This window comes from Pseudomonas shiyinii (assembly GCF_056725765.1).
Genome location: NZ_CM161522.1, coordinates 3,654,401 through 3,670,680 on the forward strand (window position 1 = coordinate 3,654,401; position 16,280 = coordinate 3,670,680).

Annotated in this window: 12 protein-coding genes and 1 pseudogene; all 13 read right to left on the reverse strand. The window is 63.3% G+C overall.

What is annotated here, in order from left to right:
• Nucleotides 1-129: 129 nt before the first annotated feature.
• Nucleotides 130-2,257: pseudogene (locus tag ACXHGZ_RS16480) on the reverse strand (RHS repeat-associated core domain-containing protein); the annotation flags it as partial.
• A 283-nt stretch (nt 2,258-2,540) separates the two neighbouring features.
• On the reverse strand, nt 2,541-3,128 hold the full coding sequence (locus tag ACXHGZ_RS16485; protein ID WP_480460610.1) for an SMI1/KNR4 family protein: 588 nt from the start codon (nt 3,126-3,128) through the stop codon (nt 2,541-2,543).
• 3 nt (nt 3,129-3,131) lie between these two features.
• Nucleotides 3,132-7,355: an RHS repeat-associated core domain-containing protein gene (locus ACXHGZ_RS16490; protein WP_480460611.1), complete on the reverse strand. Its 4,224-nt coding sequence runs from the start codon at nt 7,353-7,355 to the stop codon at nt 3,132-3,134.
• Nucleotides 7,356-7,674: 319 nt separating this feature from the next.
• A complete protein-coding gene (locus ACXHGZ_RS16495) occupies nt 7,675-8,334 on the reverse strand; it encodes a hypothetical protein (protein ID WP_480460612.1) in 660 nt (219 codons plus the stop codon).
• The gene (gene gspM, locus ACXHGZ_RS16500; protein ID WP_480460613.1) at nt 8,331-8,717 is read right to left on the reverse strand and encodes a type II secretion system protein GspM; all 387 of its coding nucleotides are present in this window, start codon (nt 8,715-8,717) and stop codon (nt 8,331-8,333) included. The genes ACXHGZ_RS16495 and gspM overlap by 4 nt, the downstream gene beginning before the upstream one ends.
• On the reverse strand, nt 8,714-9,820 hold the full coding sequence (gspL, locus tag ACXHGZ_RS16505) for a type II secretion system protein GspL (protein ID WP_480460614.1): 1,107 nt from the start codon (nt 9,818-9,820) through the stop codon (nt 8,714-8,716). The genes gspM and gspL overlap by 4 nt, the downstream gene beginning before the upstream one ends.
• Nucleotides 9,817-10,407: a PulJ/GspJ family protein gene (locus tag ACXHGZ_RS16510; RefSeq protein WP_480460615.1), complete on the reverse strand. Its 591-nt coding sequence runs from the start codon at nt 10,405-10,407 to the stop codon at nt 9,817-9,819. Before ACXHGZ_RS16510 ends, gspL begins: the two co-directional genes overlap by 4 nt.
• Nucleotides 10,404-10,772, reverse strand: a complete 369-nt coding sequence (locus ACXHGZ_RS16515) for a type II secretion system protein GspI (RefSeq protein ID WP_084856735.1) — start codon at nt 10,770-10,772, stop codon at nt 10,404-10,406. Before ACXHGZ_RS16515 ends, ACXHGZ_RS16510 begins: the two co-directional genes overlap by 4 nt.
• Nucleotides 10,769-11,206 carry a type II secretion system minor pseudopilin GspH gene (gene gspH, locus ACXHGZ_RS16520; protein ID WP_480460616.1) on the reverse strand — a complete coding sequence of 146 codons (438 nt, stop codon included), beginning with the start codon at nt 11,204-11,206 and terminating at the stop codon, nt 10,769-10,771. The genes ACXHGZ_RS16515 and gspH overlap by 4 nt, the downstream gene beginning before the upstream one ends.
• A 3-nt stretch (nt 11,207-11,209) precedes the next feature.
• Nucleotides 11,210-11,644, reverse strand: a complete 435-nt coding sequence (gspG, locus tag ACXHGZ_RS16525; protein WP_480460617.1) for a type II secretion system major pseudopilin GspG — start codon at nt 11,642-11,644, stop codon at nt 11,210-11,212.
• A gap of 29 nt (nt 11,645-11,673) precedes the next feature.
• A complete protein-coding gene (gspF, locus tag ACXHGZ_RS16530) occupies nt 11,674-12,876 on the reverse strand; it encodes a type II secretion system inner membrane protein GspF (protein WP_480460618.1) in 1,203 nt (400 codons plus the stop codon).
• 2 nt (nt 12,877-12,878) lie between these two features.
• Nucleotides 12,879-14,327 carry a GspE/PulE family protein gene (locus ACXHGZ_RS16535; RefSeq protein ID WP_480464078.1) on the reverse strand — a complete coding sequence of 483 codons (1,449 nt, stop codon included), beginning with the start codon at nt 14,325-14,327 and terminating at the stop codon, nt 12,879-12,881.
• On the reverse strand, nt 14,327-16,279 hold the full coding sequence (gene gspD, locus ACXHGZ_RS16540; RefSeq protein WP_368829789.1) for a type II secretion system secretin GspD: 1,953 nt from the start codon (nt 16,277-16,279) through the stop codon (nt 14,327-14,329). The genes ACXHGZ_RS16535 and gspD overlap by 1 nt, the downstream gene beginning before the upstream one ends.
• Nucleotide 16,280 lies beyond the last annotated feature (1 nt).

A 16,280-nucleotide genomic window follows, 5' to 3' on the forward strand; every position in this document is an offset into this window, starting at 1 on the left:
CCCTGTGTACTCGATTGTAACTATAGGATTGACATTAGGCTTTTTCGCATAAAGCGCATTACTACCAGCATAATCTAACCCTCCACCCAGTGTTTTCGTTACACCAGAATACCCTCGCTCTGCGAGAGTGCTTAATGCGTCCAGCCCAAGTGGATCCACCCAAGCGATTGGGTTGGCTACGTACTTGTAAAGATTCCAGCCCCCCCCCCAAACCAATTGGGTCTTGGCTAATAAATCGGCCTATCTCAGGGTCATAGTATCTAAATGTGTTGTAGTGCAGACCTGTATCTGAATCAAAGTACTGCCCTTTAAAGCGCAAATTCTGCTCAATTTCGTTGACAGCGAAAAGCTCTACCGTCCCCCATGCACGATACATGGCTTGCCAAACGATCTTGCCATCGCTATCCGTCAGCTCCAGCGGTGTACCAATCTGGTCCGTATGGAAGTAGTAGACCTTCTGCCCTTCCCCTTCGACTTGATCGACGCGTGCCAGCGGCGCGTAACTCCCTGGCTCATAGAAATACAGAATGCTCTGTCCCGGCGTCTCCTCACGCAGCATCCGCAGCCCTTGCCACAGGAAGCGCTTCTGCTCGACTTCGCCATTGATTTCCGCCTGCTTCGCAACCCGCCGCCCCAAGCTGTCATAACGGTAGTGCCCGGTGCTTTCCAGCTTGCCATTGACCGTTGTTTCTGCCCGCACCAATCGATTTTCGCAGTCATAGACAAAGTGCTGCAGCTTGCTGTGCCCCGAGCGCTTCTCGATCAGGTTGCCCCAGGGATCATAGTTGTATTCCTGGTCCCGCCACTGTTTGATCCGGTTGTCCTTGACCTTATCGAACTGGCGCGCGTTGAAGTCCAACCGGTTGGCCGCCGCGTCGTAACGAAACTCTTCGCTACCAATCAGCGAGCCGGTATCGCGGCTGCGCAATTGCCCGTTGGCTTCGTATTCGTATTTAACCTCGCCGCGTAGCTTGTCCAGCGTGCGCACCAGTTCACCCGACGGGTCGTACTGATAACGGCGGTGGATCGGGTTGTAGGCATGCTCCACCAGCAGCGAGGTATTGATACCGGTGTTATGCACCTGCGAGAGCTTGTCGGCTGGCAAGCTCGAGGCGAATTGCCAGGCCTTGCGCCCCATCGCATCGTAGCCAAAGCAACTGGTGAGCTTGCCCTGGGTCCGGTAGATCTCCCGGTGTAGGTCGTCACGCTCCATGTCGGTGATCACCTGGCCGTCCAGGTTCAACTGGTGCAGGTGTCCGCTGCCGTAGTACAGGTGGTTGACCTTGCGGCCGTCCGGCAATGTCAGGGTGGTCAGGTTGCTGAGCGGGTCGTACTCGTAACCGAGCGTGCCAGCGGGCGTGATTTCTTTCGTCAGCCGGCCCAGCAGATCGTAGACGTACTCCAGCTTCTCTTCCGTGACCCCAAGCTGCTTGCCGATCCCGGTCGGTTGCCGCTCGATGCTCAGTAACCGGTCGGCATCGTCGTACGCGAAGGTCTGGCTCGCATCGCGGTTGATCTTGGCGACCAACCGGCCAATGCTGTCACGCTCGAACAGCGTGTGCCGTTCCGGGCGTTCGGCATTTTCGCCGTAGCCCATCTCATCCAGTCGGGTGAGATGACCACCTTCGTTGTAGGTGAAGCGACGCGTCAGGTTATCCACCCGTACTTCTTCGACCAACCGGTCCGACGCATCGTAGGCAAAGCTGTAGGTCGCGTTGTTCTCGTTGACCAACGCGGTCAGGCGAATGGCTTTGTCGTACTCGTAGCGAATTCGCTGGCCCTTGGCATCCTGGCGGCTGCTCGGCAAACCCCGGGCCGTGCGCAGCAGTCGGGTGGTCTGGCCCTTGCCGTCGGTGTGGCTGAGCACCTGCCCGAAGGCGTTGTAGGTAAAGGTTTCCGAGGTACCGTCCGGGTGGGTGATCTTCAGTACCTCACCGTCCGGCTTGCGCTCGAGCGTGGTGGTCTGGTTCAGCGCGTCGGTGACGGCGACCAGGTGCTGGCGCTCGTCGTAGCGGTAGTAGGTGCTCTTGCCCGAGCAGTCCTGGTAACGCTCGACCTGGGCCTGGGTGTTCCACCACAGGTACTTGGATTTGTAGGTCGCGTCGATGATGGTGTGCGGCAGGCCATCGTCGCTGTTCAGGTACTCGGTCATCTGGCCGAGAGCATCGAATTCGGCGAGCAGGTTGCCCTTGTCGTCGTAGCGCGCTCGCCAGGTGCTGCCGTCCGGGTAGCTGACCTGGGTCACCAAGGTGGTCAGGTCGTCTACCGGTAAGTAACGGTAGGTACCGCCGCCGATGATGACGTTGTCCGAGCCACTGGTAATGGTCGCGCCGCAAGTCAGCTTGTCGCCATTGCGTGCGACCAACATGCTGTTGATAGCCTAATCAACTAGTTAATTACTTGCCCCAAGCCCAAGATAACAAACGCGCCATCTTGAATTATTTTTAAAGAGCTCTCGCCTGCTGCCTCAGCAATCGCTGCCGCGGATGCTGCGCGAAGATAGCATCATATGTGCCACTTCTAAACGCATCAACTAGGCCCTATCGAAATCTAATGATATGAGAAAACTCAATTAGGGCTCGCTCATACTTCTGCGCATAAACAGATCTCAACAAAACCTGCCCAGGTTCTTCAAGCAGCTTTTTCAACTCCACCACTGAGATATTAACCGCCAGAGCCTTTTTTATATTAAAAACCTCATCAAGACTTGGCTTAGAGCCAACAGTGACAATATCTCCAATCCCCACATCATCAACATCATCTTCAGACGCAATAAAATCCAACACTTGATCCAAAGATACGAATTGATCACTTGCTTCTAGCGATACACTACCTGCATCTACGAGCCATAATTTACCGGCATCGTTCTTGTCAATGAGAATTATCCGGCCACCCGAGTCATCCCCAATAGCCACCATACCTTTGAAGTTCTTATCCACTTCAAAAGTATCATTGCGCTCTTCGATATCACTAGTCGAATAAATCAGAACCTGATCATTTAGTAGCGCACCGTCACTCTTCCTCCAGAACTCCAAAATCCATGAGCCAGTCACAATCCCCAACCTCTCGGCGACCTCCTCAATTAGTTTATCAGGCGCTGCATCGTGACGTTCAGTATATATACGCATAATTTAGAAAGCCCCTAAAGATTCATAATATTTATACGACTTGCTTGCAGCGCGCCTAGCTACATCTGGGCTAACCCCTGCATCAATCATTTCTCTATATGCAATATTAAACTCGTCGCGTAGCGTTCCGCCAAATCCGGACACTCTGCGTCTTGCTCGCTGCATAGCAGAAATCATGGCATGTGACTCACCCGAACTACTTTTTAGCAAAATAGCCGGAGCGCTATTTCTTTTATATCCTTTTACGTTGAGCTTGGCCCACTCATGCTGGATGAAATGATGAGACTGCACGAAATCATCTGCCGCAATGTTTTTATGACCTACAGCTCTGTTTACTTGGGGCGATAGATTACCGTGCGCATCAACATCGCCAGCTTTATATCCTCCTGGTTTGTTACACGCCCACCCCCATGGATCCACCCAGTTAACTGGATTTGAGGCATAACGATAGAGGTTAAAACCCCCACTTATTCCTATTGGGTCTTGAGTAATAAAACGTCCGCTTTCAGCATCATAATAGCGGAAGGTGTTGTAGTGTAGCCCGGTTTCGTCATCAAGATACTGCCCTTGGAACCGCAGGTTCTGTTCAACCTCATTTATGGCTAGCTGTTCAATCCCCCCCCATGAACGATACGTCGCCTGCCAAACGATCTCACCGTCGCTATCCGTCAGCTCCAGCGGCGTGCCGATCTGATCGGTATGGAAGTAGTAGACCTTCTGCCCTTCCCCTTCGACTTGATCGACACGTGCCAAGGGCGCGTAACTCCCCGGCTCATAGAGATACAGAATGCTCTGCCCCGGCGTCTCCTCACGCAGCATCCGCAGCCCTTGCCAGAGGAAGCGTTTCTGCTCGACCTCGCCGTTGATTTCCGCCTGCTTCGCAACCCGCCGCCCCAAGCTGTCATAACGGTAGTGCCCGGTGCTTTCCAGCTTGCCATTGACCGTTGTTTCTGCCCGCACCAATCGATTTTCGCAGTCATAGACAAAGTGCTGCAGCTTGCTGTGCCCCGAGCGCTTCTCGATCAGGTTGCCCCAGGGATCATAGTTGTATTCCTGGTCCCGCCACTGTTTGATCCGGTTGTCCTTGACCTTATCGAACTGGCGCGCGTTGAAGTCCAACCGGTTGGCCGCCGCGTCGTAACGAAACTCTTCGCTACCAATCAGCGAGCCGGTATCGCGGCTGCGCAATTGCCCGTTGGCTTCGTATTCGTATTTAACCTCGCCGCGTAGCTTGTCCAGCGTGCGCACCAGTTCACCCGACGGGTCGTACTGATAACGGCGGTGGATCGGGTTGTAGGCATGCTCCACCAGCAGCGAGGTATTGATACCGGTGTTATGCACCTGCGAGAGCTTGTCGGCTGGCAAGCTCGAGGCGAATTGCCAGGCCTTGCGCCCCATCGCATCGTAGCCAAAGCAACTGGTGAGCTTGCCCTGGGTCCGGTAGATCTCCCGGTGTAGGTCGTCACGCTCCATGTCGGTGATCACCTGGCCGTCCAGGTTCAACTGGTGCAGGTGTCCGCTGCCGTAGTACAGGTGGTTGACCTTGCGGCCGTCCGGCAATGTCAGGGTGGTCAGGTTGCTGAGCGGGTCGTACTCGTAACCGAGCGTGCCGGCGGGCGTGATTTCTTTCGTCAGCCGGCCGAGCAGATCGTAGGCGTACTCCAGCTTCTCTTCCGTGATCCCAAGCTGCTTGCCGATCCCAGTCGGTTGCCGCTCGATGCTCAGTAACCGGTCGCCGTCGTCGTACGCGAAGGTCTGGCTCGCATCGCGGTTGATCTTGGCGACCAACCGGCCAATGCTGTCACGCTCGAACAGCGTGTGCCGTTCCGGGCGTTCGGCGTTTTCGCCGTAGCCCATCTCATCCAGTCGGATGAGATGACCTCCGACGTTGTAGCTGAAACGCCGGGTCAGGTTATCCACCCGTACTTCTTCGACCAACCGGTCCGACGCATCGTAGGCAAAGCTGTAGGTCGCGTTGTTCTCGTTGACCAACGCGGTCAGGCGAATGGCTTTGTCGTACTCGTAGCGAATTCGCTGGCCCTTGGCATCCTGGCGGCTGCTTGGCAAACCCCGGGCCGTGCGCAGCAGGCGGGTGGTCTGGCCCTTGCCGTCGGTGTGGCTGAGCACCTGGCCATAGACGTTGTAGGTGAAGGTTTCCGAGGTGCCGTCCGGATGGGTGATCTTCAGCACCTCACCGTCCGGCTTGCGCTCCAGCGTGGTGGTCTGGTTCAGCGCGTCGGTGACGGCGACCAGGTGCTGGCGCTCGTCGTAGCGGTAGTAGGTGCTCTTGCCCGAGCAGTCCTGGTAACGCTCGACCTGGGCCTGGGTGTTCCACCACAGGTACTTGGACTTGTAGGTCGCATCGATGATGGTGTGCGGCAGGCCATCGTCGCTGTTGAGGTACTCGGTCATCTGGCCGAGGGCATCGATTTCGGCGAGCAGGTTGCCCTTGTCGTCGTAGCGCGCTCGCCAGGTGCTGCCGTCCGGGTAGCTGACCTGGGTCACCAGGGTGGTCAGGTGGTGATACTCGTAGGTGGTCTTGCGCCCCAGCGGGTCAGTTTCCTCCAGCAGGCGGGCGAACTCGTCGTACTTGAAGGCGAGTTTGTTGCCGTCCGGCAGGCCCAGGCCGATCATGTTGCCCTGCTCGTCCAGCTCGATGGCATAGCGCTCGCCACCATAGTCCCGGCTGGCGACCACGCGATGGTCGGCGTTGTACTGCACTTCCAGCTCGCGGCCGAACACGTCGGTGGCCCAACTGGTGCGGGCGCTCAGGTCGTAGCGGAAATGGTAGTGCTCACCGTCGCTGGTCCAATGCTCCACCACGCGCGGCTTGTCGCCAATGGTTTCCCAGCGGTAGTGGCAGCCCAGGCCCAGCGCGTTGCTGTGGCTGGTCATCAGCCCTTCGGCGTAGGTGAAACCGCGCACCGAATCACCGTTGCGGTTGATCACTTCGCTCAGTTGGCCGTGTTCGTCGTAGCGGTACTGGGTGAGCGTTTCGACCGCTTCGTTGTTCACCACGCGCTTGATGTCGGTCAGCCGGCCCAGCGGGTTGTCATAGTGCAGGTGCACCCGCGTGCCGCCGGTGGCGCTGATGTCGGTCAGCCTGCCTTCGGGTGTACGGGTGAAATGCAGGAAGTGGCCGAGGGCGTTCTCGATGCGTTGCAGCGGGACTTCGGTGTTGGTGTCTGGCACTTCACCGAAGTAGAAGAACAGGTTGTCCAGCGTTTGCAGGAGGTAGTGGCCGCCCTCGGTGCACACCAGGTACACCTGCTCGTGGGGGTTGTAGATGCGCTCGCCTGGTTGCAGGGTGACGAAGGGGACTTCCCGGCCCTGGTTGTCGGTCAGGTAGATGAAGCTACCGCTGCGGCGCAGGCTCTGCTCCCAAGGCAGCACCCAACCACGGCCGAGTACGCTGTCGACGGTCAGGTCGCTGGCGTAGAAGCGCGACCATTCGATCGGCATGAGGCCCGGGAGGTTGAAATCGACTTCGTCGTGAATGACCTTGCGCCCAGTCGTGAGGTCGACCGGGTTGCCCACCAGGCCGCCCACGGCACGCTCGATCGCGGGGCCGACCACATAACGGCTGGCCACCTCGCCGGCCACGAACCCGGCGGTGAACTTGGCCACGCACGGCATGATGGCCTTCATGCCGGCCTGGCTACCGGCCTTGATCAACTGCGCGATGCCGCCGGCAGCACCCGCGATGGCCATCAGCACATCGACGGTGGTGCGTAGCCATTCAGGTACTTCATCATCTACCGGCAGGTAACGGTAGGTACCGCCGCCGATGATGACGTTGTCCGAGCCACTGGTAATGGTCGCGCCGCAAGTCAGCTTGTCGCCATTGCGTGCGGCGGCCACGCTGTTGATGAAAACGTTGGTCGAGCCTTCGGCGATCTGCACCGGCCCTGGGTGCTTGTCGCAGGCACCGATGCTTTTTTCGACGCGGGCGGCCTTGCGGCTATTGATGAAGACGTTGGGGGAGGCAGTGGTTATCGTCCCTGAGGGGGATGAGAACATTTTGCCTATCGCCTCCCCTGCGGCAACCAGCAAGCTGCCTCCGATACCGGCTGCGAGACCGGCCAGCAAGGCCACGCCGAACCCGCATGTGAACGTGGCGATGGCCACCGTGGCCACCAGCGCGATCCCCAGGGCCGCTCCGATCAGGAAGCCCCCCAGCGCGCTGGTGTGTGAAATCTCGTCGCCGAACCTGGCCGCTTCGAACATGAGGGTTACTCCTGTTCGCCAGGAACGGGATCGCCTGCGACCGGGTCGCGTCGATCCATAAACATCAGCATCTCCATGAAATGCACGGTGAAGGTCCTCAATCAGATTGCCGTGTAATCATCCGTGAAAGGCGCTGAGTTAATAGGCTGGGGCGTTGCACTGTCAACCGAGTGAGGGCCTTGTCTGGCGCGGGTTACAGGTGGACAAAAATGACATCAAAAAGCCACACACCAGAGAAATCGTTGCCTCTGAGCCGAAGGTTGGCGGTTCAGTTAAATGGGCCTTTTTGTAATTTCAGAAGCGTCTGTAGGAAAAATCGCTACCACTGGAGCTCTTTTCGACCAGACAGCACTTGCGGCCCCAGCCATTGCATGCCCCGCAACACCGCAATCAGCCCGGCATCTGGCTGCAAATCGAGCGCAACCGTTGCTCGGTGTGCCAGCAGGTTGGCATCCAGCTTCAATTCATGTTGCCCCATCTGCGTCAGTTGCCCGCGCAAACGCCAGCCTGCATGACAGTCCATCTCAACCCAGCCCTGCCCCAACCCCAGCGACCAGGGCGCAACCAGCGCCAAGTCTTCCACCGCAAGCCGGCCCTGGGCTTGCAGGCATCGCGCCCCCTTGCCCTGCAGACGAACCACGCCTTGCCATTGCCCCGCCACCCGATAGACCGACGCAACGCTGGCGTGCGGTCCCAGCGCCTCGAGCTCAGCCTGCCACTGCCATGGCCAACCGCTCAGGCGGGCGCGCCAGCCTTGCCCTTGGTACGCCAGGTCTGCCTCGAGCTCGCGATGCCAGGGGCGCCACTGCCAGCGCACCGGGCCGGCTTCGCCTACCTGCCGGGCTTCACCCTGCCATAGGCTGCCAGACACGCCGGCCACCGGCAGGGCCTGGCCACGCAGCACCCAGCCGGCAGGCAGCTCGACCAGCAGGGTCAGGCAGAACACCACCATCAGCCATACCCAGCCACGCCGTGTCATGGCCGCAACCACAGCGCGAAACGCAGGCCCTTGGCGTCCCGCTCCAAGCCCCATTGCAAGGGCCGGGCGCCGTCGATCTGCACGGCCTGCAGCCAGCCTTGCAGCACCTGCTCGTCGGCGACCAGGCCCTGCAGTTGCCAGGTTTGGTCGTCGGCTTGCACATCCTGCAGCTCGATCCCCCGTGCCTGGGCCGACTGACGCAGACGCTCCAGGCTCAGCGTCGGCCCATTGCGCAGCCCTGCAGCCGTGGCGGCCAAGGCTTGCCACTGATTCGTCTCGCGCCACAGGGCCAAGCCTTCACGCCCGGCCAGCAACGCCAGCAGCGATGCAATCAGGCTCCAGGCCAGGACCATGCGGTAGCGGCGCACGCCCTCCAAGTTCATGTTGCGTCCCCCAGGTCGAACACCACGTGCCATTGCCCTGCTTGCCCATCGCCCTGCACCTCGACGCGTACGCCCGCGCCCGAGGCCATCGCGTCCCAAGGCGGCGCGGCGCCATCGCCCTCCATGCTCAAGTGCCAGCGCCGGCCATCGAAACGCACGGCTTGCAGGCGCCAGGCTGGCTGCTCACGCAGCCAGGCCTGCAAACGGGTTTGCAGGTCCTCGAGCTGGCGCAGGCGCAGTTGCCGCTCCGTCTCGGCCCCCTGCAGGCGCTTGAGGGCCTGTGCGGCCTGGCGTGGCGACGCCTGTTGGCCTACCACCGCGTGTACCTGGGCTCGCCATAGTTGCGCCTGGCGCCATTGCTGGTGCGTCCACAACCCGGCCCATAGCGTGCACAACAGCAGGCAAGCCAGCATCAGGCGCAGATGCACGCGCGGCAGTTGGGGCCTGCGCCAAGTTTGCGTACGCTGCTGGGCGAACAGCCCGGGCAACACGTCGAGGTTGGCCAGGTGCGTCGGCCAGGCGCCCTCCATGACCTCCATCGGCAGGCCCGCCCAAGGCGAACGCGGGGCCTCGCCCAGGGTCTGCGGCCAGGCCAGCCAATGCTCGCGGCCATCCTCGAGCACGCCTCTGAACAGCCTCATGTTCGTCAGCTTGCGCCATTGCCATGCCGTGCCCGTCGTCGGTGCCGGCAGCAGCTGGAACTCCGCCCAGCAGCGCTCGAGCGGCAATCCCCAGGTTGCACACTGGGCTTGCCAGGCTTCGAGCTGCTGGCGGGCCACGACCACCAGGCGTACCTGGCCCGCCAGCCGGGCAAGGTTGGCGCAGGCCAGGATCTGGGGCTCCTGCAACAATTGGTCCTCCAGCAGCAATGGCCACTCCTCGCGCCTGAGCCCAGCAGGTGCAGGCACCTGGAAATGGCTGCACGCCTCCCCCGGCACCACCAGGGCTACACGGGCGTGCGGCTCGGCTGGCGGCTCGCCCTGGCCCTGGCGCAGCGGTGTGTCGCCGTCCACCAGCAACCAGTCCCAGGGGGCGTCGGCCTGGCCGGGGCGCAGCAGGAGCCAGGGCCGGGCCGGCGCGGATCGGCGCCACTCACGTTTCATGAGCGCCCCCAGGGCAATACGAAGGTGCAGGCATACGGTGCTCCATCACGCTGCAGATGCAGGCGCACGCCACGACCAGGGTGCACCGGTTGGTCGGAAGGCCAGGCCAGCCAACGGCCCTCCTGGAAATAGAGAATGTGCATGGCGTCCACCCGCTGCAGTTGGTCACGCAGCACCCAGTGCGGCTCAGCCACGGCGTACAGGTCTGCCGAGCTTTCCAGCAGCAGGCGCTGGCCCTGGACGTCGAAGCGCAGGCGCTGGCGCTGCAGGCGCGACCCGCCCTCGGCCTGCGGCCAGCCGGTTGCAGCCACCCAGAACAAGGTGTTGCCCTGCGGCTGCCAGTCGAGCCAGCGCACCGCCAGGGGCAGGCGTTGTTCATACACCCGGCGCAGCACCGGGCTGTCGAAACGACGCTCCAGGGCCAGGCAGAACTCCAGGACGCTGTCTGCGTCGGCAGAGGTACCGAGGCGTTCGCGCACCTTGAGCCAGCCGTTCACCAGCGCCGCAAGCATGACGCCGAGCACGGCGGTCAAGGCCAGCGCCACCATCAGTTCGATCAGGGTCATGCCTCCCTGGCGCGCGTTCATGGGCGCTCCAGGAAAAGGCTGTACTGCCCCAGCGGCAGACGTTGGTCGGCGTCGGCGAACAGCCGCAACTGGCCCCGGCGCAAGTCGCGCACACCTGTGCCACGCAGTTGCAACTGCCAGTGGCAGGCCTGCCCGCCCTGGTGCAGTACGCCGCTGTTCTGGTTGGACGGTGGCCAGTAGCGCTCCACGGTAAAACGCGCCTGCAGTTCGCGCGCGCAGAGCAGGCCCAGGCGATGCTGTTGCACGCTTTCCTGCACGGCCAGGCGCTGGCGCAGCACCTGGCTGGTGATCACCGCCAGCACTGCGGCGATCGCCAGGGCGACGCTCACTTCGAGCAAGGTGAACCCTCGCTGGCGCGCCTTCATGAGCCCTGGATCCTGCGCAGCTGGCCATCACGCCCCCACGCCCAACGCTCGCTGCCTTCGGCCCAGCGCCAGGTCAGGCTGCCCGGCTGGGCCCAGCCCTGCGGGGTGAACACCAGTTGCGGTGCCTGGCTCGCGGGCCAGTCCGGGCGCAGCGCCGTGGGCCAGTCGCCCAGGCGGGTCGGCTCGACTACCCAACCTGCCGGCTCACGCCGAACGAACTCCGGGCGCTGGCCGTTCCAGCGCAGGCCACGCAACTGGCCCGCGTGCCGGGCCAGGGCAGACTGGCTGCGGATCTCGGCGGCCAAGCGCGCCAAGGCTTGATCGGCGCCAGCCTTGCCGCCGTCGAGCCAGGCCACGCCGAGCCCGGTCATCAGCCCGGCGATGGCCAGCACCACCAGCAGCTCGAGCAGGCTGAAGCCGCGTTGGCCGGTCACAGGTCAGAGCGCCCAGTTGCCCAGGTCGGCATCCAGGCCCTCGCCGCCCGGCACGCCATCGGCACCCAGGGAATAGACATCGACCCGGCCGTGCTCACCAGGCAAGCGATATTGATAGGGCGTACCCCAAGGGTCTTCCGGCAAGCGACGGATATAGCCGTCGCTGCGCCAGGCCCGTGGCAGCGGCTCCTGGGTCGGCTTCTTCACCAGGGCCGCCAGGCCCTGTTCGCTGCTGGGAAAGTGCAGGTTGTCCAGGCGGTACATGTCCAACGCCTGTTCCAGGGTCGCCAGGTCGGCCATGACCTTCTGGCGCATGGCCTTGTCCTGGTTGCCCAGCACGCTGGGGGCGACCACGGCGATGAGCAGGCCGATGATGAAGATGACCACCATGATTTCCATGAGGGTGAAGCCACGCTGGCGGGGGCGTCGGTGCTGCATGTCGGTGCTCCTTTTCACATTGCGGGTTTTCACAGTTGCAGGCCCTGGTTGAGCTGCATGATCGGCAACAGCACCGCCAGCACGATGAACAGCACCACGCCGCCCATCACCAGGATCATCAAGGGTTCGAAGAGCGCCATGGCGGTGTCCACCTGGCGGGCGAAGCCGCGCTCCTGGTCATCGGCCACGCGCTCGAGCATGTCGGCCAAGGTGCCGCTGGCCTCGCCGCTGCCGACCATGTTCACCAGCAGTGGCGGGAACTGGCCGCTGGCATCCAGGGCCCGGTGCAGGCAGGTACCGCCTTCGACCTGAGTACGCACCTGTTCCATGGCCTGGCGGATGCGCCGGTTGCCGACCGTCTCGGTGGCCACCTGCAAGGCTTCGAGCAGGGCCACGCCGCTGCCGCAGAGGATCGCCAGGCTGCGCGCGAGCCGCGCGCTTTCCAGTACTTGCAGCAGCGCGCCGACGCGCGGCACGCGCAGCAGCAGGTCGTCGCGGCGCAAGCGCCAGTGGGGCTTGCGCAGCAGCCAGGCGCACAACAACGTCGACAGGATCGCCAGGCCCAGCAACCAGGGGCCTGCCGTGACCAGGCCCTGGCTGAGCCCGATCAGCAGCGAGGTGACCAGGGGCAGGCTCTGCCCGGAATGGGCGAACTGCTCGGTGAGCTTGGGAACCACGAAGGTCATCAGGCCGATCACCACCGCCAGCGACACACCCATCAACACGCTGGGGTAGATCAGTGCCGTGCGGGCCTTGTGCTGCTGGCGCTGCACCTGCTCCAGATGATCGGCCAGGCGCGCCAGCACCTGGGCCAGGCGCCCGGAGCGCTCGCCGGCTTCGACCAGGGCACAGTACAGGCCAGTGAAGGGGGCGCCCTGGCGGGCCAGGCTGCGCGCCAGCCCCAGGCCTTCGGCCAGCGAGCCGCGTACGGCGACCAGCACCGTGTGCAACGCCGGCTGACGCAGTTGCCGCTCCAGGGTCGCCAGGGCATCGACCAAGGGAATGCCGGCACCGGTCAAGGTGGCCAACTGCCGGGTCAGCTCGCACAATTGCGGCCGGCTCAGGCGTTGGCGGTGCGGCTTGCTTTCGCCCGGGTCCTGGCGCTGCAACTGACGAGCGAACAGGCCCTGCTCGCGCAACAGCTGCCGGGCGTGGCGCTCGGTGTCGGCCTGCACGCTGGCCTTGTGGGTCCGCCCGGCCATGTCGAGCGCCTGGTATCGGTAGGTCGGCATGCTCAGCCCTGCACCACGCGCAACACTTCGGCCAGGCTGGTCCGGCCGCGGGCCAGGCAGTCGCTGGCCATGCCTACCAGGCTCTGGCGCCGGTCGGCGAGGTAGCCTTGCATGGCCACCTCGCTGGCGCCGTCATACAGCAGCGCCACCAGGCCGGCATCCAGTTCGATGAATTCGTAGAGGCCCAGGCGCCCCACATAGCCAGTGCCCTGGCACTGCTCGCAACCGACCGGGTGGTAGGTCTCGTCCAGGTTCGCAAGCTCAGGCCACAGACGCCGCTCGGCCGCCTGCAGTGGGTGTGGCACGGCACATGGGCACAACCGCCTGACCAGGCGTTGGGCCAGCACGCCACGCAGGCTGGAGGCGATGAGGAACGGCTCGACGCCCATGTCGCGCAGACGCGTCACCGCGCCCACGGCACTGTTGGTGTGCAGGGTCGAAAGCACCAGGTGCCCAGTGAGGCTGGCCTGCACCGCGATCTGCGCGGTTTCCCGGTCACGGATCTCGCCGAGCATGATCACGTCCGGGTCCTGGCGCAGGATGGCACGCAGGCCATTGGCGAAGGTCAGGCCCGCGCGTGGGTTGATGGCGGTCTGGCCGATGCCGGCGATGGCGTATTCCACTGGGTCTTCGACAGTGAGAATGTTGCGGCTGCCGTCGTTGAGGCTGTTGAGGCAGGCATAGAGCGTGGTGGTCTTGCCCGAACCAGTGGGGCCAGTGGAAAGCACGATGCCATTGGGGCGGGCCAGGCAGCCACGCAAGCCGTGCAGCACCGCTTCGGTCATGCCCAGGTTGTCCAGTGCCAGCAGGCTGGCCTGTTTGTCCAGCACGCGCATCACCACCCGCTCGCCGTGGATGCCCGGCAAGGTCGAGACCCGTACGTCCACTTCGCGCCCGGCGGCGCGCAGGGTGATGCGCCCGTCCTGGGGCTGGCGCTTCTCGGCGATGTCCAGGCGTGCCATGACCTTGATCCGCGACACCAGCATGGCCGATAGCGCCCGCGGCGGGCGCAGCACCTCGCGCAGGTGACCGTCGATGCGCAGGCGCACCACCAGGCTCTGCTCGAAGGTCTCGATATGGATATCCGAAGCGCGCTGGCGCAAAGCCTGGGCGAACAGGCCGTTGATCAGGCGAATCACCGGCGCTTCGTCATCGCTTTCGAGCAAATCCTCGATGCGCGGCATCTCGCTCATCAGCCCGGCCAGGTCGACCTGGTCGCCGATGCCTTCGATCAAGGCCTCGGTGGCCGACTCCCCCGCTTGGTACAGCAGGCCAAGACGCTCGTCGAAGGCAGCACGGTCCAGGTATTGGCAGGCGAGCGGCCGGCCATGCACGCGCAGCAGCTCGTGAAGCTGGTCGCTGTCGGCATCGTCGCGCAGCCACAGCTGCCAACCTTCGGCACTCGGGGCCATGGCCAGGCCGGCCTGGCGTGCCAGGCGATACGGGAGCATCACCAGTCCCCGCCTTCCAGGCGCGCACGGCTGGAGGGGAACACCTTCAGCAATTGCGAGCCCTCGGCCAGCTCCGGCAGTTGCAGCGGCGTGCCCTGCTGCAGGCTGCGGTATTTCTCCTGGCTCAGGCCCGCCAGGCTCTGGCCGTCGCGCAGGATGCGCGGGCGGATGAACACCATCAGGTTCTGCTTGGTGTTCTTGCTGGCGTCGGAGCGGAACAGCCGGCCCAGCCCCGGGATATCGCCCAGCAACGGGACGCGCTGGTCGCTGGTGCTCAGCTCGTCGCTGATCAGGCCACCGAGGATCACCAGGCCATTGTCCTCGACCATCACCTTGGTCTTGATTTCGCGCTTGTTGGTGATGACGTCGCTGGCCGCGCTGGAATCGGCGATCGACGAGACCTCCTGGACGATGTCCAGGCGCACGCTGTTGTCGATGTTCACCTGCGGCTTGATGCGCAGCTTGACCCCCACTTCCTTGCGCTCGATGGTCTGGTAGGGGTTGGCGTTGTTCTGGGTCACGGAGCCGGTGACGAAGGGCACCTCCTGGCCGACCAGGATCGACGCCTCGGCGTTGTCCAGGGTCAGCAGGGTCGGCGTCGACAGCAGGTTGAAGCCGCTCTTGCCCTTGAGCGCATTGATCAGCATGGCGAAGTTGAAGCCGCCGCCGATATGGCCGATGCCGACGGTGGCACCGGTGGTGGCCGAAAGCAGCTTGCCGAGCTTTTCGTTGTCGCCGCTGGCGGCCGCCCCGGCGACGTTGGCGATGTTCACGCCGTTGCTGCCGAAGTTGACGATACCGGCGCCGAACTTCTCGTCGGCGAACAGCCATTGCACGCCCAGCTCCTGGGCCTGGCTGTCGCTGACCTCGGCGATGATCGCCTCGACCACCACCTGGGCACGGCGGATGTCCAACTGCTCGACGATGTTGCGATAGGCGGCCAGCTCGCTGTCCGGGCCGACCATCACCACAGCGTTGGTGCCTTCTTCGTACTCCAGGCGAATACCCGAGTCGCTGGCCATCGCCACCGGCGCCTCCTTGCCCTGCCCTTCGCCTTCGGTCGGCACCGCGCCGCTCTGGCTGAGGCCGCGCAAGACCTTGACCACCTCGCTGGCGTTGGCGTGACGCAGGTAGATCACCTGGGTGTTGCTGCTGTGCAGGCTGTCGCTGGGCCGGTCGAGCTGGGCCAGCAGGGCGCGCACGCGCTCGCGGCTATCGGCGCTGCCGCGTACCAGCAAGGCGTTGCTGCGCGGGTCGGCCACCACCTGGGCGCTGTCGGCGCCCTGCTCGCGGGCCAGCAAGCGGGTTACCAGCTGGGCGGTGTCGGCGGCACTGGCATGGCGCAGCGGCATCATCTGCAGGGGCTCGTCGCTGACCTGGTCGAGCTGGCGCAGCAGGCTGTCGATACGCTCGAGGTTGCTGCGCCAGTCGGTCACCACCAGCAGGTTGGCCGCCGGATACGGGGTGATGACACCGACCCGGGGGTCGATCAGCGGCTTGAGGATGCCGAGCATCTGTTCGCTGGCAGCGTTGCGCACATTGAACACCCGGGTGGCCACGCCATCGCTGCCCTCGCTCTGCCTGCCTGCGGCCTCCACAGGCACCGGCTCCAGGCGCGCAGCCTGGTCGGGGACGATCTTCACGCTGCCGTTGGGCAGGTCGACGGCGGCGAAGCCTTGGGCGCGCAACTGGGCCAGGAAGATGTCGTAGATGGCCTCGGCGTCATGGCGATCGACGGTGCGCACGGTGACCTTGCCCTTGACCCGTGGGTCGACGATGAAGCTGGTGCCGGTGATGCGCGACACGCTGTCGATGAACTCGCCAAGGTCGGTGTCGACGAAGTTCACCTCGTACAACGGCGTGCCGTTCTCATCGATCTCCTCGGGCTCCTCGGCCCAGGCCAGGGCAAGGCCCAGGCTCAACATTGCGGCCACACAGTATCTTGCAAACATC